General features: G+C 70.2%; 15 protein-coding genes. 5 read left to right on the plus strand and 10 right to left on the minus strand.

Features of this window, described 5'->3' with window-relative positions; translation table 11 throughout:
* Positions 1 to 24: 24 nt before the first annotated feature.
* From IOE58_RS07145 to dnaB, 3 genes are all read right to left on the minus strand, one after another.
* The gene (locus IOE58_RS07145) at positions 25 to 1,155 is read right to left on the minus strand and encodes an alpha/beta fold hydrolase (protein WP_193865709.1); all 1,131 of its coding nucleotides are present in this window, start codon (positions 1,153 to 1,155) and stop codon (positions 25 to 27) included.
* 328 nt (positions 1,156 to 1,483) lie between these two features.
* Entirely contained in the window at positions 1,484 to 2,059 is a 576-nt protein-coding gene (locus IOE58_RS07150; protein ID WP_193865710.1) for a DUF421 domain-containing protein, read from the minus strand.
* A gap of 131 nt (positions 2,060 to 2,190) precedes the next feature.
* The gene (gene dnaB / locus IOE58_RS07155; RefSeq protein WP_193865711.1) at positions 2,191 to 3,567 is read right to left on the minus strand and encodes a replicative DNA helicase; all 1,377 of its coding nucleotides are present in this window, start codon (positions 3,565 to 3,567) and stop codon (positions 2,191 to 2,193) included.
* 86 nt (positions 3,568 to 3,653) lie between these two features.
* Here dnaB and IOE58_RS07160 point away from each other — a divergent pair, with 86 nt between their 5' ends.
* On the plus strand, positions 3,654 to 3,962 hold the full coding sequence (locus IOE58_RS07160) for a hypothetical protein (protein WP_193865712.1): 309 nt from the start codon (positions 3,654 to 3,656) through the stop codon (positions 3,960 to 3,962).
* Between the two features lie 534 nt (positions 3,963 to 4,496).
* Positions 4,497 to 5,924 carry a peptide MFS transporter gene (locus IOE58_RS07165; RefSeq protein WP_193865745.1) on the plus strand — a complete coding sequence of 476 codons (1,428 nt, stop codon included), beginning with the start codon at positions 4,497 to 4,499 and terminating at the stop codon, positions 5,922 to 5,924.
* A 384-nt stretch (positions 5,925 to 6,308) separates the two neighbouring features.
* Here the strand turns inward: IOE58_RS07165 and IOE58_RS07170 are convergent, their stop codons facing one another.
* Positions 6,309 to 8,924 (minus strand): MMPL family transporter, encoded by a 2,616-nt coding sequence (locus tag IOE58_RS07170; RefSeq protein ID WP_193865713.1) that lies wholly within the window; start codon positions 8,922 to 8,924, stop codon positions 6,309 to 6,311.
* Between the two features lie 209 nt (positions 8,925 to 9,133).
* Here IOE58_RS07170 and IOE58_RS07175 point away from each other — a divergent pair, with 209 nt between their 5' ends.
* Positions 9,134 to 9,706 (plus strand): MarR family winged helix-turn-helix transcriptional regulator, encoded by a 573-nt coding sequence (locus IOE58_RS07175; RefSeq protein ID WP_193865714.1) that lies wholly within the window; start codon positions 9,134 to 9,136, stop codon positions 9,704 to 9,706.
* 106 nt (positions 9,707 to 9,812) lie between these two features.
* Here IOE58_RS07175 and IOE58_RS07180 read toward each other — a convergent pair whose 3' ends face one another.
* The gene (locus IOE58_RS07180) at positions 9,813 to 10,145 is read right to left on the minus strand and encodes a GNAT family N-acetyltransferase (protein WP_193865715.1); all 333 of its coding nucleotides are present in this window, start codon (positions 10,143 to 10,145) and stop codon (positions 9,813 to 9,815) included.
* Positions 10,146 to 10,245: 100 nt separating this feature from the next.
* Between IOE58_RS07180 and IOE58_RS07185 the strand changes: the two genes are divergently transcribed.
* Positions 10,246 to 11,730, plus strand: coding sequence for a pyridoxal phosphate-dependent decarboxylase family protein (locus IOE58_RS07185; protein ID WP_396121479.1), 1,485 nt, complete (start codon positions 10,246 to 10,248; stop codon positions 11,728 to 11,730).
* A gap of 166 nt (positions 11,731 to 11,896) precedes the next feature.
* On the opposite strand, the gene IOE58_RS07190 is transcribed toward IOE58_RS07185, so the two are convergent.
* From IOE58_RS07190 to IOE58_RS07210, 5 genes are all read right to left on the minus strand, one after another.
* Positions 11,897 to 12,931 (minus strand): IS30 family transposase, encoded by a 1,035-nt coding sequence (locus IOE58_RS07190; RefSeq protein WP_193865716.1) that lies wholly within the window; start codon positions 12,929 to 12,931, stop codon positions 11,897 to 11,899.
* Between the two features lie 339 nt (positions 12,932 to 13,270).
* Positions 13,271 to 15,109 carry a hypothetical protein gene (locus tag IOE58_RS07195; RefSeq protein WP_193865717.1) on the minus strand — a complete coding sequence of 613 codons (1,839 nt, stop codon included), beginning with the start codon at positions 15,107 to 15,109 and terminating at the stop codon, positions 13,271 to 13,273.
* A gap of 216 nt (positions 15,110 to 15,325) precedes the next feature.
* Positions 15,326 to 18,763: an efflux RND transporter permease subunit gene (locus tag IOE58_RS07200; protein ID WP_193865718.1), complete on the minus strand. Its 3,438-nt coding sequence runs from the start codon at positions 18,761 to 18,763 to the stop codon at positions 15,326 to 15,328.
* Positions 18,764 to 18,983: 220 nt separating this feature from the next.
* Positions 18,984 to 19,976, minus strand: coding sequence for a hypothetical protein (locus IOE58_RS07205; RefSeq protein ID WP_193865719.1), 993 nt, complete (start codon positions 19,974 to 19,976; stop codon positions 18,984 to 18,986).
* A gap of 264 nt (positions 19,977 to 20,240) precedes the next feature.
* Complete coding sequence (locus IOE58_RS07210; protein WP_193865720.1) at positions 20,241 to 20,435, minus strand: hypothetical protein; 195 nt, start codon at positions 20,433 to 20,435, stop codon at positions 20,241 to 20,243.
* A 90-nt stretch (positions 20,436 to 20,525) separates the two neighbouring features.
* Between IOE58_RS07210 and IOE58_RS07215 the strand changes: the two genes are divergently transcribed.
* A complete protein-coding gene (locus IOE58_RS07215) occupies positions 20,526 to 21,875 on the plus strand; it encodes an MATE family efflux transporter (RefSeq protein ID WP_228019179.1) in 1,350 nt (449 codons plus the stop codon).
* Positions 21,876 to 21,952: the final 77 nt, after the last annotated feature.

Consider the following 21,952-nt stretch of genomic DNA (forward strand, 5'->3'; position numbering starts at 1 on the left):
CAGGTGCGCGGCCAGCGCACCCGATCATCGCTCGTGACTTCGGCGGCGCGGGACGAGGGGTGACAGGCGCATCAGCGAGCGCACGAGCGTGGCCGGGTTGAGCGCACGGGAGCGGTCGATCAGCGCCTCCAGCTCCTCTGCTGCAGCCATCACCGCCTGGGGACCCTCGGTGCTGACCAGGGTGAGTACGCGCCGGGCGGCCGCGGGATGGGAGTCCAGCAGGCTGTGGCCGGCGCCGCGCAGGGGCACCAGATGGCTGTGCGGAGCGAGTTCGGTGATCCGTTCGGCCACCGACCGCGGGGTGCGCAGGTCCCGCTCCCCGGAGAGGAGGATGACCGGCATCGTGAATCCTCGGATCGTCGACGGCAGGTCGTAGGGCTCGCCCTCGAAGGGCGGGAAGCGTTGCGCGAGATCAGCGAAGGATGCCCCGGGATCGAAGGGCAGCCCGTCGGGCTCCGGGGCGTAGTTCAGTTCGCGGAAGGCGATCACCCCCACCAGGTCGAACTCCATCCGGAACGGTCGACGCTCTCCGGTGTCCATGGGCTCCAGGGCGGCGATGCTCTTCCACGCGAAGCCCCCGGTGCCACGGCGCACCTGGTCGAGCAGACACTCCAGCACCACGGGGCCGCAGTATTCGTAGACGATGCGAGCCACGACATCGGCCTCGGATCGCTGGACGGTGCCGTCGGCCACCAGCGCCCGGAGCTTGCCTGCGGCTCGCGCGGTGTCCTGCCCGGATCCGTGCAGCAGCCGGTCCCGGGAGGCAGCTCGTACGTCCAGGTGGTCCTGCGCTGTGAGCATCGCCGAGTCCAGCAGCAGGCAGGCGACGCGGTCCGGGTGCTCAACGGCGAAGGCCTGAGCGAGATAGGTGCCGTAGGAGCTTCCGTACACCGCGGCGCTCTGGATGTTCTCCGCGTCGAGCACGGAAGCGATGTCCTCGACCACGAGTCCCAAGCGCATGTCGTCCGCGGTGAGGTCGGCGCCGGTGGCGTCGCGCCGGGACAGGCCCACGCCACGGTGCTCGATCATCAGCAGGTCGATGCTGTTGCGGCGCGCCCAGCTGCGCAGCCCGCCGTACAGCGTCGCGGTGCCGAGACCCGGCCCGCCGGGGATCACCACGACGGTGGGACGGCCGGGGAAGGGACCGGTGCGCATGTACGTCAGTGGAAAGGTCGACCCGGAGGCGGTGGGTCGGTCAACGGACCGGGTGCGGTGCCGGCGGCGCAAGCGGGCAGCTCGCGCCTCGTAGCGGCCTCGATCATGCCCCGTCCGTGCCCCCCTGCGGTTCCGTCCGTTCCCCATGCAGGGAAGGTACCGGCGCGCAGACCGTACGCGCCCCCGACTTTCGGTGGATCCTGTCCGACGAGGGTCGAGAGGCCGCGAACGGGAGTGGCCCCAGGGGGAGGCCAACGGCGAGAGCAAGGGTAGAGGGGTGAAAGCACACACGGCCGGCCAGGGAATCCGTCCTCGATCCCGGCAGGCGTCAGTCTCCGATCAGCACCTCGGGCACCAGGCGGCGGCCGTCCACATCGGCCAGCAGCGCGGCATCGATCTTCTCGCCGGCCCGCACGATGGTGAGGCTGCCGCGGTTCTCCAGGATCACCAGCTCAGCGTCCTCCACGCGGTGGATCCCGGCTCGGCGCAACATGGCCATCAGGTGCTCGGGCTGGAGGTGGCGGCGCTTCAGGTGCGCAGCGATCACCTGACCGTTCACCATCACCACCGTGGGCTGCGGTCCCTTCAGGTGCAGCACCTTCGACGCGCCCTCATGGATCCGGCCCATCAGCGACTCGAGCACCATCAGGGTGCCGATCGCGATCAAGGCCCCCACCAGGGTGGGCGAGTTGCCCAGCATGGCGCGAGCCGCGATCGCCCCGAACAGCGCCACCAGGGTGAAGCTCAGCACCGAGGGGGCCGACATCAGCCGCGGCCCCAGCAGCTGCATCACCAGCGTGTACACGAGGTACAGCACGGTGGTGGAGATGACGACGCCCAGGGCTCCCCAGCCGTCGACGCCGATCTGGAACCACAGGGGGTGCATGTCGTCAGGAGGCAGCATGCTTCGATTATCGGGGCCCGGCCGCGGCGCGACGGGACACGCACCGCGGCGGCCTCCCGACGGGCCACCGCGGCGACTTGCAGCGATCAGTGCGGGGCACCGCTGCAGGACCTTCGATCAGTTCGATCCGATCAGGCCCCGAAGCCGCCCATGTTGGCCATGTCCTTGAAGCGCGAGTACTGGCCCTGGAAGGCCACGGGGATGGTGGCCGTGGCGCCGTTGCGGTGCTTGGCGACGATGAGGTCAGCCTCGCCGGCGCGCTGGGACTCCTTCTCGTAGTAGTCCTCCCGGTGGATCAGCACGATGAGGTCCGCGTCCTGCTCGATCGAGCCGGACTCGCGCAGGTCGCTCATCATCGGGGTCTTGTCCTGGCGCTGCTCGTTGCCGCGGTTCAGCTGCGAGATGGCGATCACCGGCACCTCCAGCTCCTTGGCCAGCAGCTTCAACGCGCGGGAGAACTCCGAGACCTCCTGCTGGCGGGACTCCACGCGCTTGCCGGAGCTCATCAGCTGCAGATAGTCGATGACCACGAGTTTCAGGTCGTGCTTCTGCTTGAGCCGGCGGCACTTCGCGCGGATCTCCATCAGCGACATGTTGGCGCTGTCGTCCATGAACAGCGGGGCATCGGTGATGCGGTTCATCGCCCGGGCCATGGCCTGCCAGTCGCGGTCGTCCATCGAGCCGTCGCGCATGCGGTTCATCGGCACCTGGGACTCCGCCGAGAGCAGACGCATGGTGATCTCGGTCTTGTCCATCTCCAGGGAGAAGATGACGGCCGTCTGCCCGTTGTGGATCGAGGCGCTGCGCAGCACGTCCATGCCGAGCGTCGTCTTTCCCATGGCGGGGCGCCCGGCGAAGATGATCATCTGCCCGGCGTGCAGGCCCTGGGTGAGCTCGTCGAACTCGGCGAAGCCGGTGGGGATGCCGGTGACCTGGCCGCCGCGGTTCTGGGTGGCCTCGATGGTGTTGAGGGTGTCGTCGATGACCTCGCCGAGGGCCACGAAGTCCTCGGACTGGCCGCGCTCGGTGACCGCGTACACCTGGGCCTGGGCCTCGTTGATGACCTCCTCGATCTCTCCGCCATCGGCGGCGTAGCCGAGCTGGACGATGCGGGTGCCGGCCTCCACCAGGCGGCGCAGGGTGGCGCGCTCCACCACGATGTCGGCGTAGAAGCCGGCGTTGGCGGCGGTGGTGACCATGTCGATCAGATCAGCGAGGTAGGCGCCGCCGCCCACGCGCTGCAGCTCGCCGCGCTTGGTGAGCTCGTCGGAGACGGTGACCAGATCCGCCGGTTCCCCGCGGCCGTACAGGTCCACGATCGCCTCGTAGATCAGCTCGTGCGCGGGGCGGTAGAAATCGATGCCGCGCACCTTCTCCACCACATCGGCGATGGCGTCCTTGGACAGCATCATCCCGCCGAGCACGCCGCGCTCGGCGGCGAGATCCTGGGGCGGGGTGCGCTCCAGGCCGCGGTCCGGTCCAGCTTCGAAGGCGTCAGTCGATGTCACCGGTCCAGTGTAGGAAGCCCACCGTGCCCCCGGGACCGCCGTGGGCCGTAAGGTGGACAACTCCCCCACCGTCATGGAGTCACCGCGTGAGATACCTCGTCCTGGGCCTGATCGTCGGCCTGCTGGTGATGCGTCTGCTGCGCACCCGCTGGGCGGGGACGCTGCTGGGCATCTCCCGTCGCGCCCTCGAGGTGGCGCAGCTGATCCTGCTGGCCGTCACGGTCGCGATCGCACTGGCCGCCGAGGAGTGGGTGCTGCTGGCCGTGGTGGGCGCACTGCTGATCTGGGCGATCGTGGACCTGGTACGGGGGCGGCGCACGGGGCGGGGCGCGGGGCGAACCGCTGGAGGCAGCGCACGCCCGAGGGGAGCACCCGAGAAGAGCCGGCGCCGGTGAGCGGAACCGGGACGGGGCCACCGGCCCCCTCCACCGGGAAGGCTGGGCGGGCTGCTGGCGAAGGTGATCGTGGAGGCGCTTCGTCCCACCGGTGTGCTGGACCAGTGCGCCATCGTGCGCGACGGCTCCCGGACGCAGGCACCGGAGCGCCGTGTCGCATCGTGAGTCCGTCCTGCTCTGCGGCCTCGAGGCCGTCTTCACCGCCGGCGCCCCGCCATGAGACATGGTCTCGATGGTGTTGCGCGCCGACCGCACGGATCGACTGATGCACCACAATCCCTTCCGCAGCTTTGCATGGCCATGCGCGAAGGAGGACCATCGATCCTCGTGAATCGAGACCAGCACTCCCCTGACAGCCCAGCTGGCGCACCGCAGCCATCGGCCACCGCGCCCGTCGGCCCCGACCCTCGCGATCCCTCGGGTGGCGCACTGCGCCCTGGCGCCGCGAACGCCCCCGGCGCCGCGAACGCCCCCGGCGTCGCGGGTGCCCCAGGCGGGTACGACGCCGAGCACAACCCCTCCGGCAAGACCTTCATGGGCCAGCCCCGCCCGTTGGCGAACCTGTTCAGCGTCGAGATGTGGGAGCGCTTCAGCTTCTACGGCATGCAGGGCATTCTCGCGATCTACATGTACTTCGCGGCCACCGACGGCGGCCTGGGGATCGACGAGAACGTGGCCCTGGGCATCGTGGGTGCCTACGGCGGCTCCGTGTACATCTTCTCCATCCTGGGCGCACTGATCTCGGACCGGCTGCTGGGACCGGAGAAGACCCTGTTCGGCTCCGCGGTGATGATCATGCTGGGCCACATCGCCCTGGCCCTGATCCCGGGTGTGCCCGGCCTGGTGGCGGGCCTGCTGCTGGTGGGCGTGGGCTCGGGCGGCCTGAAGTCCACTGCCGCCACCCTGGTGGGGTCGCTGTACGACGTCTCCGACCCCCGCCGTGACGCCGGCTTCTCCATCTACTACATGGGCATCAACATCGGCGGCCTGCTTGGCCCGCTGCTGACCGGCCTGCTGCAGAAGGAGTGGGGCTTCCACTTCGGCTTCGGCCTGGCCGCGATCGGCATGGCCATCGGCCTGACCCAGTACGTGCTCACCCGCAAGGGCCTGCCCGCCAGTGTCCACGTGGTGCCCGACCCGCTGCCCCGCTCGAAGTACCCCCTGTGGGGCGGCATCGCCCTGGGCGGTCTGGTGCTGATCCTGGTGCTGGTGCTCACCGGCGTCGTCAACCCGGCGAACCTCGCCACCATCATGACCGCGCTGTCGGTGATCGGTGCCATCGTCATCTTCGCCCTGCTGCTGACCACGCCGAAGATCAGCGCCGACGAGCGCTCCCGCGTGATCGCGTTCATCCCGCTGTTCATCGGCACCGCGGCGTTCTTCGCGCTGTTCCAGCAGCAGTTCACCGTGATCACGCTGTACTCGGACACCCGCCTGGACCGCGCCCTGCAGCTGCCGTTCCTGGGCGAGTGGGAGATGCCGATCTCCTGGGCGCAGTCCTTCAACCCCTTCTACATCATCGTGCTGGCGCCGCTGTTCGCCCTGATGTGGACCAAGCTGGGTCGTCGCCAGCCGGGCACGCCCACCAAGTTTGCGATCGGCATCATCCTCATGGGTGCGGCGTTCCTGCTGTTCCTGCCGATGGCCTCGGTGGCCGCGGTTCCCGTGCTGTGGGTCGCGATGATCATGCTGGTGGCCACCCTGGGTGAGCTGTCGCTGTCGCCGGTGGGCCTGTCCCTGGCCACCAAGCTGGCCCCGCGCGCCTTCCCGGTGATGATGATGGCGCTGTACAACCTGTCGGTTGCCCTGGGCACCTCGCTGTCTGGCTCGCTGGCGCAGTTCTACTCCGCCGACAACGAGACCGCCTACTTCGGTGCCCTCGGCGCGATCACGATCGCGATCGGCGTGGTGATGCTGCTGATCGCCAAGCCCGTGGGCCGGGCTATGCGCGGAGTGCGCTGACCTCCAAGCCCGCCGGCCGGGCCATGCGCGGAGCGCGCTGGCCCCCAAGCCCGCCGGCCGGGCCATGCGCGGAGCGCGCTGGCCCCCAAGCCCGCCGGCCGGGCCATGCGCGGAGCGCGCTGGCCCCCAAGCCCGCCGGCCGGGCCATGCGCGGAGCGCGCTGGCCCCAAGCCCGCCGGCCGGGCCATGCCCCGGTCCCCGTCGGATGACCCACCCCGCGTCGACGTGCGAGCAGTTGGTGCTATGAGGCATCCATAACGCCAACTGCTCGCACGTCGACCGTCACGCCACCCCCGACGTTTCTCCGCACGGGTCCGGCAGGCCCGCCGGGCCCGTGCAGAGTCTGGATCGGGCGGTGGGCCCGCCGCCCGATCCGGGCGACCCTCAGGTCTCCTTACGGCGCCGGCCGTGACCGGTGCCCAGCTCCTCGGCAGCCTTCTCGATGGCCTCCGGTGAACCGTGGGCAGGCTCCTCCTCCGTGGTGGGCTCGATGTCCTGATCCACGGGGCGTTCGGTGTCCCGATTCGTGGCTGGTTCGGCATCGCGCACGGAGTCGCGCTCGGAGGTGGGCGCACTGGAGACCGCGGCATCGGCACCGTCCTCGGCCCCCCGATCGTGCTCGACCACCTTATGGGCGGCGGCGGTGCCGCCGTGCCCGTCGGCCGCGAGCTTGCGGGGCCACCACAGGTGGCGGCCCAGCTCGGTGGCGATGCCGGGCACCTGCAGGGTGCGCACCAGGAAGGTGTCCACGAGTACGCCGAGGGCCACGATGAAGGCCAGCTGCAGCAGGAACAGGATCGGGATCACCACGAGCGCGGCGAACGTGGCGGCCAGCACGACGCCGGCCGAGGTGATCACGCCGCCGGTGAGCGCGACGCCGCGGATGATGCCCTCGCGGGTGCCGTGACGCTCGCTCTCCTCCCGCACGCGCGTCATCAGGAAGATGTTGTAGTCAATGCCCAGTGCCACCAGGAACACGAATCCGTACAGCGGCACGGCCGGATCGGCGCCGGGCAGGTCCAGCACGTGGTTGAACACCAGCGCCGCCACACCCATCGCGGCGGCGAAGCTCAGCACCGTCGTGATCACCAGCATCAGCGCCGCCACGATGGCGCGCATCAGGGCGATCAGGATCAGGGCGATCACCGCCAGCACGATCGGGATGATGAGGTTGCGGTCGTGGATGGAGGCGTCGTCAGTGTCGACGTCGGTGGCGGTGTTGCCGCCCACCTGCACGTCATCTCCGTAGGCCTCGCGCAGCTCGCGCACCGTCTCCTGGGCGGCGGCGGAGTCGTAGGCGTCGGTGAGGGTGGCCTGGAGAAGCACCTTGCCCTCCGAGACCGTCGGCTCGGCGACCGGAGCGTTGGGATCGGGGATGGAGCCGACGAACTCGCCGTCCTGGAAGGAGAGCTGACCGGCCGGGTCGTCGTTGGCGGTGAGGGAGACGGACTCCACGCCCTCCAGGTCCAGGGCGGTCTGGGCGACCTCCTCGGCGTCCTCCTCCGGGGCCAGGATGTACGCCGGGGTGCCGGAGCCGCCGGGGAAGTGCTCGGAGAGCACCTCCTGGCCGTCGCGGGCGTCGGAGGCGGTGAGGATCAGGTCGCTCTGGGCGACGCCTTCTGCCTTCAGGGTCGGGAAGAACGCCGCGCCCAGGATCAGCAGCAGGGTCACGCCCACCCAGATCCGGCGGGGATGGCCCACGGTGTACTTGCCGATGCGGCCGTACACGCCGTGGCCCTCGACCACCTGCTCCAGGGACTGGTCGGCGCGGGCGTCGGCCTGCTCGCCCTGGGCCTCCTCGCCGGCGTAGCGGGGGACGCGGGGCCAGTAGGCCACTCGCCCGAACAGCGCGAGCAGGCTGGGCAGCAGGGTGAGGGCGGCCAGGATCGCACAGAGGATGCCCACGGAGGCCACGGGACCCAGGGCGCGGTTGGACTCCAGGTCGCTCAGCAGCAGGCACAGCAGGCCGGCGATCACGGTGCCGCCGGAGGCGATAATCGGCTCGACCGCGCCCTTCCAGGCGGACTTCAGGGCCGTGACGTGGTCGCGGCTGCGCTCGAGCTCCTCGCGGTAGCGGGCGGTCAGCAGCAGCCCGTAGTCGGTGGCGGCCCCGATCACCAGGATGAAAAGGATGCCCTGCACCTGGCCGTTGAGCAGGAATAGGCCGGCGTCGGCCAGCAGCCAGTTCACCAGCACCGCCACGCACAGGGCGAACAGGGAACTGGTGAGCACGAGCAGCGGCAGGATCACCGCGCGGTACACGATCAGCAGGATCACCAGCACCACGGCGAAGGCCACGATCAGCAGCAGGCCGTCGATGCCGGCGAAGGCCTCGGTGAGATCCGCCGAGAACCCGGCGGGCCCGGTGACGTACACGTCGATCCCGTCGACGGTGCCCTTGAGGCCCTCGCGGAGGGAGTCGACGGTCTCGCCGGCCTCGACGTCCGCATCGATCGGCACGAAGACCTGCAGGGCCTGGCCGTCCTCGGAGGGGATGGGCGGGGACGCCTCGCCCACGGCCTGCGCATCTGCGGTGACCGATTCGATGACCTCGGTGAACTCGTCGATCTGCTCCTCGGTGAGCTCGCTGCCGTCGGCGCTCTGCGCGACCACGATGGCGGGGATCTCGTCGGACTCGAAGAATCCGGCCTGGGCCTCCTGCACGGCGGTGGACTCCGCGCTGGAGGGCAGGTAGGTGGTGGGGTCGTTGGAGGAGACCTCCCCGATGCGGCCGAAGAAGGGACCGCCGATGCCCGCGAGGGTCAGCCACACCAGCACCAGTACGGCGGGCACGACGACGCGCAGCAGGCGTGCCTTCCCGCGGGCCTTGCCGTCGCCCGTCCCGCGGGGCTTGCCGTCGCCGTGCCCGGCGGGCTTGTCATCGCCGATCCCCCGGGTGCTGCCGCCGCCCTGTCCGGCGGAATTGCCATCACCGACCCCGCGGGTGCTGCCGTTATCCACGCGGTGGGAGGACGTGGGGGGTGGGGAGTCAGTGGGCATCGGGCACCTTCCACGGCTGTCGCCTGCGTGCGGGGTGGCAGCTGCCGGGACCTGTGACCCGGGCGGCACGAGGGAGAAGATTGCTAACGTCGTTAGTTAGCGGCTTGTTCATCGTAGTCCATGCACCTCGCAAGAGGTCTACAGTGTTGTGGATTCCTGCGGGGTGATTCGGACACATCTGCGTCCGCCTCGACCCGCCGGTCAACCCCATGGCGGCCGCCCTCATCCTGCACGACGAGAGAGACGTGAACCAGAACCTCTACTCACCGACGTCGAACGATCCCCATGGAGAGCTGTTCGACCACGAGGCGCTCTCCCCTGGGGAGCTCGCCCAGATCGGCGAGCTGTTCGGGGCGATGGGGGCGCTGCGGGACGTGGAGCGTCGGATCATGGACGCCTCGCAGCAGTACATGAAGCTCAACGCCACCGCGATGCGAGCGATCCACGTGCTGATGGTGGCCGAGAACGACGGCACCCTGGCCACGCCCACGGTGCTGGCGGAACGACTGGGCATCTCCACCGCTGCCGTCGCGAAGATGATCGCGAAGCTGGAGGCGGACGGACACGTGGTGCGCCACCGCCACCCCTCCGACCGTCGCGCTCAGACCCTGACGGTCTCCCCCTCCACCCGCGCGGCCGCGATGGACACGATGGGCCGCACCCAGGCCAGCCGCATGCGGGCCGCAACCGTTCTCACGGCTCAGGAGAGGGACGTGGTGATCGGGTTCCTGCGACGCACCGCCGAGGATCTCGCCGCATCGCTGGACCGCGAGGACAACTAGGACAGCCAGGAGACGCTGGAGAGCCAGGCCAGGAAGGGCAGCCTGGCCGTTGTCTCCGGCCCGCCGGCGTCAGCGCCCGGCCGGTGTCCCCACCGGTCAGCTGCGGTCACCGCCCGGCGCCCTCATCCACCACGATGTCTTCCTGCTCGGGGTGACGTGCCAGCCAGCTCTCGACGAACGGGCAGATCACGGCCACGCGCATCGAGGCGGCCCGCGCGTCGGTGAAGGCCGTGCGCACCAGGGCCGAGGCGATCCCCTCGCTGCGATGGCCCGGATCGGTGACGGTGTGCAGCAGGCTCACCCTGTCGCCGGTGCGCTCGTATGTCAGCATCCCCACCACGTCCTCACCCTCGACGGCGACGAACCGGGAGTCGTTGAGCTCATGGCGGATCTCGAACTTCGGGTGGGAGAGGGGATTGTCGAAGTCGTCGTCGGCCATCGTCGGCGCTACTCATGAGTCCGGTGGGCAGTCGCAGGCACGGTCCGTGCAGCCTCTACGGTACGCCTCGCAGGCATTCACATGAACAGCTCGTGCAACGATGCAGGGCGTGATCACACCGCCCAAGCCCCACCACCCCGCCCGCGACGCCCGCACCACCTCGCACAACGAGGAGCGCACGGCCTTCGCGCAGGCCTCGCACGCCCTGCAGTGGCACCGCCCGCCCTCGCCGGTGTGGGGCGATGAGCGGGAGGCGGTGAGCATCGCGCTGGAGTGGGCGGCGGCGCACACCGCGCTGGCCTCGGACCCAAAGGCCACCGCCCGCAGCGCCCAGGAGCTGCAGGAGCAGGCCGGGCAGACCATCACCGCGCAGGGCATCGGCGCCCAGCGGGCGATGGAGCTGTTCGACCAGGTGCTGCTGCCCGCCACCCGAGCCTCCGACGACCCGATGAACCTCGCCTACATCCCTGCAGCCCCCACTCGGGCCGCGGTCGCCTTCGACACGGTGGTCTCGGCTGCGAACGTGTTCGGCGGGCTGTGGGAGGGCGGCGCCGGGGCGATCTTCGCCGAGAACCAGGTGCTGCGCTGGCTGGCCGATCTGCTGGGCTGGCCGTCGGATGCGGCCGGGGTGTTCGTCTCCGGGGGCACCAACGGGAACCTCTCGGCCCTGGCCACCGCACGTGAGCACGCCCGCCGCACCCGCGGTGGGAAACCTGCCGGAGGCTGGGCATTGGCCTGCGCCTCCACCGCCCACTCCTCGATCTCCTCAGCCGCGCGGCTGCTGGACATGGACGTGGTGATGGTGCCCGTCGATGCCAACGGGCACCTCACCGGCGAGGCGCTGGAGCCGCTGCTGGCGGCCGATGAGAGGATCTGCGCGGTGGTGGCCTCCGGCGGCACCACCAATGCCGGGATCGTCGACGACATCGCCTCGGTGGTCGAGGTGGCGCACCGCCACGGCGCCTGGGTGCACGTGGACGGCGCCTACGGCGGCGCGGCGCTGACCGCGCCCAGTGCCCGCCACCGCTTCGACGGGATCGAGCAGGCAGACAGCTTCATCGTGGACCCCCACAAGTGGCTGTTCGCGCCGTATGACTGCTGCGCCCTGCTGTACCGCGACCCGCGCCCCGCGGCGGAGGCGCATGCCCAGCACGCCGCGTACCTGGACTCGATCGACCGCGGCGAGTCCAACCCGGCCGACCTCGCCGCGCACCTCTCGCGCCGCACGCGCGGACTGCCGCTGTGGTACTCCCTTGCCACGCACGGCACCGAGGCGTACACCCGGGCTGTGGAGCGCTGCCTGGCCACCGCGCGCACCGTCGCCGCCGCGATCCGGGACAGCGAGCATCTGGAGCTGCTGCTGGAGCCGGAGCTGTCGGTGGTGGTGTTCCGCCGCCCCGGCTGGGACCTCGAGGCCTACCGTCGCTGGTCCCACCGGTTGGCGAAGGAGGGCGTGATGCTGTGCGTGCCCACAGCCTTCCAGGGGGAGCCGGCGCTGCGCCTGGCCTTCGTGAACCCGTCGGTGGAGCCCGATGCGGTGATCGCGGTGCTGAGCGGCACCATGGGCGAGCCGGACGGCAGCTGAGGGATGGCATGTCCGATCCCACGCATCCTTTCCAGGGCCTGATCGGGTTCTCGTCCGTCCGGTTCGACGTGCCTGGTTGACACTCTCGCCAGTCAACCAGACTGACACTTCACAATCTGTTCGGACTGTCACTGTGAATGCTGTGGGACTTTGACCTTCGGCGATGTCAAGGCGTCGAAGCAACATGGGGCTCGCCGGCGAGCAGTCGAGCGAATGCCTCGGTGGGCGTGAGATAGCCCAGTCGGCGGCGGGGTCGATTGTTGATCTCCTCGGCGATGGTGGTGAGGTAGGGCTGGTGATCGGGGATCACCGTGCCCTTGGGCAGATACTCCCGGTAGAGCCGGTTCGTGTTCTCGTTGCTGGGCCTCTGCCAGGGCGAGTGGGGATCGGCGAAGTAGACCGGCATCGCCGTGGCCAGGGAGACCTTCGCGTGCTGGGCCATCTCGCTGCCCTGGTCCCACGCCAACGATGCCTTCATCATCTCGGGCAGGTCGTTGAAAAACTCGATGACCGCGTCAGCGGTTGGCTCGGCGTGTTTCGAGGGCAGGGCCAGCAGCCCGGTGAACCCGCTCATCCGCTCCACCAACGTCGCCGCGCACGAGGTGCCGTTCTTCCCGATGATCAGGTCACCCTCCCAGTGCCCCGGCACCCGACGCTGGGCGGCGTCCTCACCCCGCTCGCTCAGTGGCACCATCCCCACGATCGGGCCGCCCCGAGACCGACCGGTGGTGCGGGGCCTGCGCTTGGTCCGCTTGGACTGCAGGAAGATGCCCTTGCGGGCGAGCTCACCCTTCGGGATTGCGTAGATGTACTGGTAGATAGCCTCACCGGAGACGGTTCGGCCGCGTGCGTCAGGAGAGTTCGCCATGCGTTCAACGGTCGGGTCTGCGGCCTCCAGACGCAACCGGCCCGCTATCTCGTTCGGCGTCCACGACGCGGCCAGATCCGCCTCCACCCGCGCCTGCAGCACCGGATCCCGAGCGACCTTCCGCTGCTGCGGGCGAGCCCGCCGACGCTGCGCTCTGACGTCTGCGGTCACGGCTTGGTAGCCGCGGGTCTTCGTCGAGTTCCGGTGAAGCTCCCGCGAGATCACCGACGGGCAACGCCCCAGGTGACGGGCGATCCTCCGCACCGACCAGCCCGCTTTCGAGGCCGTCGAGATCTCCGACCTGTCACTGAACGACAACCCCACCCGCGCCATCCGCACACTCCACCGATCAGACCCCCGCCGACCGGGAGTGTTGCTTCGACGCTATGACACCACCTTCAACGCTCCGCTCACCTGCATATTCGCACCCGAACAAACACTTGCACACTTGCAATCGTCAGAGTAGGTTTCACACTGTGGAGTTGACAGTATCCAGCGTCCTTGCCGTCCTCGATGAGCTGCGAGTTCACCGCGGAGACCGCACCGACGTCGATGCCAGGTCGACTGACCAGACACGTTCCGCGGTCGGAGAGTTGTCTATTCGGATGACTCGGGCTTAGATTGGATCCACACCACCCGACCCCTCAGGGGTCGGGTTTTTCATTGTCTGGCTCACTTCCCCGCGCCGAGCCCCTCGATCAGTGCTGCCACCCGCTCGGCATCCTCCTGGGCGCCGATGGCCAGCCATCCCTCATGGGCCCGGTGCGCCACTTTCTGCGCCTGGGTGTGCTCGCCGCGCTCGGCGAGCAGGGCGGCGTGGCGTTCGTCCAGGTAGGCGGCCCAGTAGCGGGCACGGTCGTCGTGCCCGGGGGGCATCTGGTCGATGGCCCGCAGAGCCTCGAGCCGGCGCTGGTCGACGTCGCTCGCCTCCACGCCGTCCTCCCCGCGTCCCGCGGCGGCGGCCACGGCGATGAAACGGCCCACCAGTGCATCGACCCGGTGGTCCCAGAGCGTCTCGGCCGGCAGCACGGGGCGTCCACCGTCGTCGCGGGTGCGGCGCTCGATCGCCGCGGCCGCCGACAGTGCCAGGGCCGTCTGCTCCAGGTCCATCGCCCGGCGCATCACCAGGGACTGGGCCTGCAGCTCGGCCAGCACCAGGCGGGAGCGCTCCGACGCGGAGGTGGCGAGGTCATCGGCCAGCCAGTGCGCGTCGGCCGCCACCTGGCGCAGTTCCACCAGGGAGCCGCGCAGGTCACCGGTGCGCTCGTGGATGCTGGCCGCGAGGCGGGCGGCCTCCAGGCCGCATCGCCGGTCCCGCTCCTGGCGACCGATCAGGCGGGCCTGCTCCAAGGGCACCCAGGCGGCGTCGTACCGCTCGGCGCTGATGCGCTGGGCGGCCACCGCGAGCAGGGGTGCGGTGCGGTGGGCATCGCGCTTCAGGGTGCGCTGCAGGGACAGCAGGCGCCCCGCGGTGAAGGAGGCGTGAGCGGTCAGCCCGGCCGCCATCAGTGCGTTCAGCAGGTCGGTGATCAGGCCGATCCGCAGCGGCGGGTCATCCACGGTGCGCAGGCTGAGCAGGGCGTCGACCGCGTGATGCGCGGCCAATACCGGATGGGTCTGTCCCAGGGTGCGCGCCAGCAGGGCGTGGGCGGAGGTGCGGGCACGCTGCGGGTCCGGGACCGCCTCGCCGGCGACCTCGAGCTGCTCCATCCCCTCGAGCACGTCCAGGGCCAGCGAGGTGGCGGTGGCGAGGTCCCCGATCCCTTCGTAGGCCTGTGCCAGGCGGATCGTGAGCAGGGGCCGGGGGTCGCCCAGCAGTTCCTCGCGCACTGCGGGAAGGGACTGCAGGGCCGCCCCCAGCAGGCGCACCTCGATGCGCGGGTCGTTGCCGCCCCAGCGCTGCGAGGGCTCCAGCGCACCCCCGGCCCGGTCCACCCGGCCCCGCAGGAGGGGCGACTGCAGACCGCGCACCACTGCCAGCAGCTCGGGGCTCACCGCGGTGCGGCTGCCGCGTCGGCGCCCCGGCGCGGAGGCGGACTGCTCGGAGACGGGGACCGCCGAGGGCGCGGCAGCGCTGCGCACCTCCCCCCGCCAGTGGGGCACGTGCTCCAGTAGCACCGTCGCCGTGGCGGCAGCCTGGGCGCGGTGGCCGGTGCGGCGCAGGTGGCCCACCAGATCCGCCGCGGCCTGCTCGCACGCCTCAGCGCCACCGATCATCACGGTGGCCACCAGCCTGGCGCGCAGCAGTTCGAGCCGATCCTGGGGAGCCGTGGGACCGGTCTGCTCACGAGTGCGCTCGAGGTGCACCTCGGCCACGCGCACGGCGTCGCGGTACTGCTCGGCATGCAGCAGGTCCATGACGCGATGGGCAGCGCTGAGCGCGTCGTGCGGGGTGGGAGTCGGCAGTTCCGGCGGGCGCAGGGCGACCCTCAGATCGTCGAGCTGCGGCGGCGCCAGGGAGCCCGCGACGTCCCCGGGGGCGGGGAGGCTGTCGGGACCCAGAGCGCTCACGCCCTGAACCTACCAATCAGTCGACCATCGGCTGAACGTGGTGACGGAGCGCCACAGGGCGTGAGCACCCCGGTGATCGCCAGACCACCCGCCATGAAGGCCAGCAGTGCCGACAGCACACGCGTGCGCACCGTCCAACCCCCTGCTGCGGTGCGCAGGATGCTGCGGCGGGGGCGCATGGCGGGCATGACGGCATGGTATGCCGCCGCCGACTCCTCAGTCCCTGCGCAGGCGGCCCTTCAGGATTCCCACCAGCCCGCCGCGCTCCTTCAGGGAACGGCGCTGCGTGGCCGTGTGCCCGCGCTCCACCGTGCCGGGCGCGACTCCGGCGGCACCGGCACGGCCCGAGGCCTCGACAGCCGAGGCATCGACGGCCGAGGCATCGACGGCCGGGGCGGCGACGCTCGAGCCCGACCCGGCAGGAGTGCCCTCGGCCTCGGTGGTCGCAGTGCCCACGCGGCCGACGCCCCCGACCCCAGAGGCTCCCTGCGCCCGTTCAGCGGCACCCCGTCCCCGCTCGACCTCCCGGCGCTCCCGCTCGATGCGGCGCTCCTCATCCAGGGCCTGTTCGCGCAGGCGGCGCTTCTCCCCCGGGCCCTCGGCGATCCGGTACAGCACCGGCACGATGATCAGGGTGAGCAGGGTGGAGGTGACCAGGCCGCCGATCACCACCACTGCCAGCGGCTGGGCGATGAACCCGGCGCTGCCGGTGATGCCCAGCGCCATCGGCACCAGCGCGAAGATCGTCGCCGCGGAGGTCATCAGGATCGGCCGCAGACGCTTGTGAGCGCCGGTCATGAGGCCCTCGTCCAGTTCCATCCCGTCACGCCGGTACTGGTTGACCAGGTCGATGAGCACGATCGCGTTGGTGACCACGATGCCCACCAGCATCAGCATGCCGATCATGGAAGGCAGGCCCAGGGGAACCCCGGTGAGCACCAGCAGGCCCAGCGAGCCGGTGGCCGCGAAGGGGATGGACACCAGCAGGATCAGGGGCTGGATCAGGGACTTGAAGATCCACACCAGCAGCACGTAGGTGAGCAGGATCGCGACCACCAGGGCCAGCACCAGCTGGCCGAAGATGGTCTGCAGGTCCTCGGCGGCGCCGCCGGTAGTGGCCTGCACGCCGTCGGGCACGTCCACCGCGTCGATCGCCTGCTGGGCGGCCTGGGCGGTGGCGCCCACGTCGTCGGTGGAGGCCGGGGTGAGGGACACGGTGACCGTCTCCAGGGAGTTCTGGGAGCGGATCATGGGCCGTTCCAGGGTCTCCTCGATGGTGGCCACGTCGGTCACCGGGAAGCCGGCGATCTGCATGGACTCGAGCTCGTCGAGGGTCTCGATGCCCTCGCCCTGCTCGACGAAGATGTCCAGCTCGGCGTCGCCGATGGTGACCTGGCCGATGGCGGCCGGGAACAGCTGCTGGGCCACCAGGCCCACCACGGCCTCCTCGGTGAGGCCGCGCTGGGCGGCGGCCTCACGGTCCACCGTGATCACGGCGGTGGGCTGCTCGCCCTCCAGGTCGCTGCTGACCTCCTCGACGCTGTCCGGCAGCGGGTCCAGCTCGGCGATGAGCGCCTCGACGGCGGTCTCTCGGTCCTCGGGGGTGGGGCCGGTGACCAGGATGTCCACGGTGGAGGAGCCGATGGCGCCGGCGTCGAAGGAGTCCTCGATCTCCCCGGCCTCCGGGAGGTCCTGCAGCGTGGTGAGCATCTGTTCGCGCAGGGCCTCCTGGTCGGCGTCGGGATCGGTGGTGACCTGGTAGGTGATCTCGTTGGTGGCGCCGCCGAAGCCGAACTGGGAGCCGCCGATGGTGGTCTGGACGACGTCGACGCCGTCCAACTCGGCCAGCGCCTCCTCGGCGTCCACGGCCTTCGCGCTGGACTCCTCCAGGGTGGTGCCGGCCGGCAGGGTCTGGGTGTAGGCGGCGAGGTTCTGGCCGGTGTCGCCCAGGATGTTGATCTTCAGCAGCGGGTACAGGGCCACGGTGCCGCCCAGGATCGCCACCGAGAGCAGCAGTGCCAGGAAGCGGTGCCGCAGCGCCCACGCCAGGGTGGGGCTGTACAGGCGGTGCAGCCAGCCGCGCTCCTCCTTGGCCTCGGCGGCCTCGCGCACCTCGGCCACGGCGTGGGCGTCGTCGGGGTCGATGTCCCGGGCGCTCTTGGGTGCGCGCAGGAACCAGTAGGCCAGCACCGGCACGATCGTCAGCGACACCACCAGGGAGGACAGCATCGCGATAGCGACGGTCAGGGAGAACGGCCGCAGCAGCTCGCCGGCCCAGCCGGAGATCACGGCGATCGGCAGGAACACGATCACCGTGGCCAGGGTGGAGGAGGTGATCGCGCCGGCCACCTCGCGCACCGCGTCCACGATGGCCCGCATCCTGGTCTTGCCGTAGGTGAGGTGGCGGGTGATGTTCTCGATCACCACGATCGAGTCGTCCACCACGCGACCGATGGAGATGGTCAGCGCCGCCAGAGTGAGCATGTTCAGCGTGTAGTCGGCCAGCAGCATCCCCACGAAGGCCATCAGCAGCGACATCGGGATGGAGATCGCGGTGACCGCGGTGGGTCGGATCGCGCGCAGGAACAGCAGGATCACGGCGACGGCGAACAGCAGGCCCAGCAGGCCCTCCTCGGCGAGCGCGGTGATGGACTCCTGGATGAAGGGGGCCTGGTCGAAGACGACCTGGCTCTCGGCGCCGCCGCCCACGGCGGGAAGCAGGTCGGCCAGTTCCGCGCTGACCTCCTCGGACACGTCGACCACGTTGCCGTCCACGGTGGTGTTGACCACCATCACCAGCGACTCGCGTCCGTTGGTGCGGGAGATGCTGGTGGCCTCCTGCTGGGTCTGCTCCACGGTGGCCACGTCCGCGAGGGTGGTGGGTGCCTGCGCGGGGTCCACGTCGGAGCCCTCGGGCGGCAGGAGCACCATCGTCTCCAGGTCCTCGACGGACTCCATGGGCTGGCCGATGGTCACGTCCAGGGAGGTGTCACCGTCGGTGACGGTGCCGCCGGGGATGGACAGGCCGTTGGCGTCCAGTGCCTCGGTGATGGAGCCGGTGCTGAGGCCCCGCTCGGCCAGGGCCTGCTCGTCGGGGGTGATCTTCACGATCTGCGGCGGTGCGCCGACGACGATCACGCCGGAGACCCCCTCAATGCGCTCCAGCTCGGGCACCACCGAGGAGTTCAGGCGGTCGGCGAGGGTGGAGGGGTCCAGGTCCGAGGAGATCGACAGCACGGCGGCGGGGATGTCACCGGTGCCGCCGGAGATGACCTCGGGCTCGGCACCCTCGGGCAGCTGGTCCTCGATGCGGGAGACGGCTGCCTCGACCTGGTTGGAGGCACGGGCCATGTCGGTGCCGTAGGTGAGCTCCACGGTGACCATGGACAGGCTGGACTGCGAGGTGGAGCTGGTGGCCTCCACGTTCTCCAGGCCGCGCACGCCGTTCTCGATCGGGTCGCTGATGCGGTCCTTGACCTGCTCGCTGGAGGCGCCCGGGGAGGTGGTGATCACCTGGATCTGCGGCAGGGACACCGAGGGGATCAGCTCCTGGCGCAGCAGTGTCATGCTCATGGCGCCGACGATGGCGATGACCACGCACACCAGTGCGATGAACGCCCGGTTGTTCAGGCTGAGAGTGGCAAGACGGTGCATAGGATGCTCCTGGAGCGCGCAGACGTGAGGCCGGGACGGGCCGGCACCGGCCGTGCATACGTCCCGAGCACCTCACGGAGCACGGGGCGCACTGTCCCGATCGCACTCTTTCACGGCAACCTCCGTGGCGGATCCGACGAAGGTGGGTGATTGGTCACCCGTGCGGTTCACGGGCAAGGTGGATCACCCTGCCCGAGCTGCGCCCAGAGACGGAGCACGGTCAGATCTCGGCGCCGAAGGCTCCCAGGCCGATCACGCGAACCATCACTGAGCCGTCCTCGGTTCCCTTGAGGACCAGGTGGAACCCGGCCTGGTTGTAGAACTCCCCCAGGGGAGGGTCCTCATCGTTGCGCAGCAGGCACACGGTGTCACCGGGGAAGGTGTCATAGACCGGTTCGCTCGAACCCGCGACCATGGAGGGGTAGGCGATCTCCGAGCCATCGCGCATGAAATAGCTCTGGTACCACGAGCCATAGCCGTGGTTCTCCCCGAACATGCCCCCTCCGATCACCTCGCAGGACTGCACCTGCGTGCCGGGAGGAACCACATCGGCCCGACCGAAGTCAAGGGTCCCGTCACCGATGGTCGAGAAGTCCGTCTGCCCCTCCACCAGCTCAGGATTCACCTTTCCCTCGACGAAGTACGAGGCGGCCGCATCATCACCGCTGATCAGCAGGTCCACGACGTCCTGGACGTCGCCGATGGCAGGCTCCCGCACATCACCGCCGGGGGTGTGCACCACCACGTCGGTGGAGGTGAAGGCCTCGCCGGTCCACTGCCAGGTCATGGTGGCGGAACCGGACTTCTCGCAGGCGCTGCAGGGCTCGTCCCCGAACAGTTCGATGCCGCCGTGCACGTACGTGAGCGTGGCCCCGGAGACAGTGATGTCCTCGAGATACGGCTTCGGTGAGGCGCCGGGCTGGGGGTAGCCGTCCTCGAGGAGATCGACCCAGCCTGCGAGGTGGAGATCGGGATCGTACGCGGCGATCACGGGGTATGTGTACGAGCCACCGCCGAAGCAGTGCACGACGACGATGGAGAGGGCCTGCCCATCCACCTCCAGTGCGGTGGCCTCCTCCCCGAGCGTGTACGAGCTGGAGGGCGCGTTCCCGGGGGCCTCCCCGTCGACGAACTGCACGGGAGCCGCGGTGGGATCGGTGCCCCCGTGCTCGCCGTCGAAGTACATGTACTCGGCGCATCCCGGAGGAACCATCAGAGCTGAGTTGCGCAATTCGTCCAGTGACGGCGGCGATGGCGGCTCTGAGGTGGTGGGGGCCGGGGTGGATGTCGCGGGTCGGAGGGCTCGGTGCCGGTTGCCGTTGCACCCTCGTCGGCCTCGGCAGCAGTCGGACCGTCGTCCCCGCCTGAGCGGAGCGGCCCGCAGCCGGCAGCGAATGCCAGCAGCAGACCGCACATGGCGACCACCGCTGTCGCCCTGGCGCTGCCTCGCGCTGATCTGGCGTTCATGGGTGACTCCTCACATCTCGATGGAGACCGAACCGTCGTCGGCCACCAGTACCCGTCCGTCGATGGAGATCACGCTGGGATGCGGCCCGTGCTGGGCGCCCTCAGCGGGGACGTCGCCCTCGGGGGTGAAGTCCGCCAGCACGGCGATCGCTGCCAACAGGCGGCGTCGGCGACGGGATTCGACGCGCTCGGTCGCCCCCGACATGCTCTCCCCCTGCACGGCCATCGGCCCCCCATCGAGATGCTACCGGTGCTGTTGGGATGAATCTACAGCGGGCGTGGGAGACTCGCAGGCATGGCCGATCCCTTCCAGCAGAACCCCGGGGAGGCTCGCCGTCGCGTGGACCGCGACATCCTGCGCCTGGCAGTCCCCAGCCTCGGCGCCCTGGTGGCCCAGCCGCTGTTCGTGATGGTGGATTCCGCGTTCGTGGCCCGGGTGGGGACCGTGTCCCTGGCGGGGCTGGGCCTGGCCTCGGTGGTGGTGACCACGGTGGTGGCGCTGTCGGTGTTCCTCGCCTACTCGACCACGGCCGCCGTCTCCCGGGCCTTCGGCGCGGGCAGGCGCGCCGAGGCCATCGCCCGCGGGATCGACGCCTGCTGGCTGGCACTCGCGATCGGCGCGCTCAGCTGCCTGCTGCTGCTCGCCGCGGGGGATCCGCTGCTGGCCCTGTTCGGGCCGACGGACGAGGTGCTCGCCGAGGCCCGCACCTACCTGCACATCAGCGCCTTCGGCCTGCCGGCCATGCTCGCGGTGCAGGCCGCCACCGGCCTGGTGCGGGGGCTGCAGAAGGCCACCATTCCGCTGGTGGTGGCGGGCATCGGCGCCACCGTGAACGTGCCGCTGAACTGGATCCTCATCTTCGGCCTGGACCTGGGCATCGCCGGGTCCGCCATCGGCACCATCATCGCCGAGTGGGGGATGGCGATCGCCCTGCTCACCGTGGTGGCCCGGGGGGCGAGGCGCAATGGCGTGAGCCTGCGGCCGCAGCTGAAGCAGGTGGCCTCTGCGGGCCGTGACTCGGTGCCGATGTTCGTGCGCACCCTGACCCTGCGCGTGGTGCTGCTGGTCTCCACCTTCGTTGCCACCGACCTGGGGGCGGTGCAGCTGGCCGCCCACCAGCTCGCGCTCACCCTGTTCAACCTGTTCGCCCTGGCCCTGGATGCACTGGCGATCGCCGGTCAGGCCCTGGTTGGCCGGTACCTGGGTGCATCGGACACCGCGACCGTGCGAGCGGTGACCTCGCGCCTGGTCAGCTGGGGCGTGGGCGGCGGTCTGGTGACAGCGGTGCTGCTGCTGGTGGTCTCGTACACGGCCCCGGCGTTGTTCACACCGGACGTGGCGGTGCAGGAGAACCTGCGAGCGGCCCTGTGGGTGCTGATCATCGCCCAGCCCATCGCGGGCTACGTGTTCGTGCTGGATGGGGTGCTGATGGGTGCCGGCGATGCGCCGTACCTGGCCCGGGTGGGTGTGCTCACCATGATCGCGACCCTGCCGGGGGCGGCCTGGGTGGCGTGGACGGACCTGCCGGGGATGTGGGCGCTGACCGGGGTGTGGATCTCCTGCACGCTGGTGTTCATGATCGCCCGCGCGGTCTCTCTGGGGGTGCGTGTGCGGGGCGATGCCTGGATGCGCCTGGGGCCATGAGCGTGCTCGCCGCGGGTCGCCGGGGCCGCGCTATGCTCGCGCAATGAGTGAGCGCAGCGCCCTCCCGCGCCCACCGC

Source organism: Brachybacterium epidermidis (assembly GCF_015209585.1).
Taxonomy (GTDB): Bacteria; Actinomycetota; Actinomycetes; order Actinomycetales; family Dermabacteraceae; genus Brachybacterium; species Brachybacterium epidermidis.

Excerpts from the sequence above, each read along its gene's own strand:
- IOE58_RS07145 (WP_193865709.1), bottom strand. The coding sequence starts at position 1,155 with ATGCGCACCGGTCCCTTCCCCGGCCGTCCCACCGTCGTGGTGATCCCC.
- IOE58_RS07150 (WP_193865710.1), bottom strand. The coding sequence starts at position 2,059 with ATGCTGCCTCCTGACGACATGCACCCCCTGTGGTTCCAGATCGGCGTC.
- IOE58_RS07165 (WP_193865745.1), top strand. The coding sequence starts at position 4,497 with ATGGGCCAGCCCCGCCCGTTGGCGAACCTGTTCAGCGTCGAGATGTGG.
- IOE58_RS07170 (WP_193865713.1), bottom strand. The coding sequence starts at position 8,924 with ATGCCCACTGACTCCCCACCCCCCACGTCCTCCCACCGCGTGGATAAC.
- IOE58_RS07175 (WP_193865714.1), top strand. The coding sequence starts at position 9,134 with ATGGCGGCCGCCCTCATCCTGCACGACGAGAGAGACGTGAACCAGAAC.
- IOE58_RS07180 (WP_193865715.1), bottom strand. The coding sequence starts at position 10,145 with ATGGCCGACGACGACTTCGACAATCCCCTCTCCCACCCGAAGTTCGAG.
- IOE58_RS07185 (WP_396121479.1), top strand. The coding sequence starts at position 10,246 with ATGCAGGGCGTGATCACACCGCCCAAGCCCCACCACCCCGCCCGCGAC.
- IOE58_RS07190 (WP_193865716.1), bottom strand. The coding sequence starts at position 12,931 with ATGGCGCGGGTGGGGTTGTCGTTCAGTGACAGGTCGGAGATCTCGACG.
- IOE58_RS07200 (WP_193865718.1), bottom strand. The coding sequence starts at position 18,763 with ATGCACCGTCTTGCCACTCTCAGCCTGAACAACCGGGCGTTCATCGCA.
- IOE58_RS07205 (WP_193865719.1), bottom strand. The coding sequence starts at position 19,976 with ATGGTTCCTCCGGGATGCGCCGAGTACATGTACTTCGACGGCGAGCAC.
- IOE58_RS07210 (WP_193865720.1), bottom strand. The coding sequence starts at position 20,435 with ATGTCGGGGGCGACCGAGCGCGTCGAATCCCGTCGCCGACGCCGCCTG.
- IOE58_RS07215 (WP_228019179.1), top strand. The coding sequence starts at position 20,526 with ATGGCCGATCCCTTCCAGCAGAACCCCGGGGAGGCTCGCCGTCGCGTG.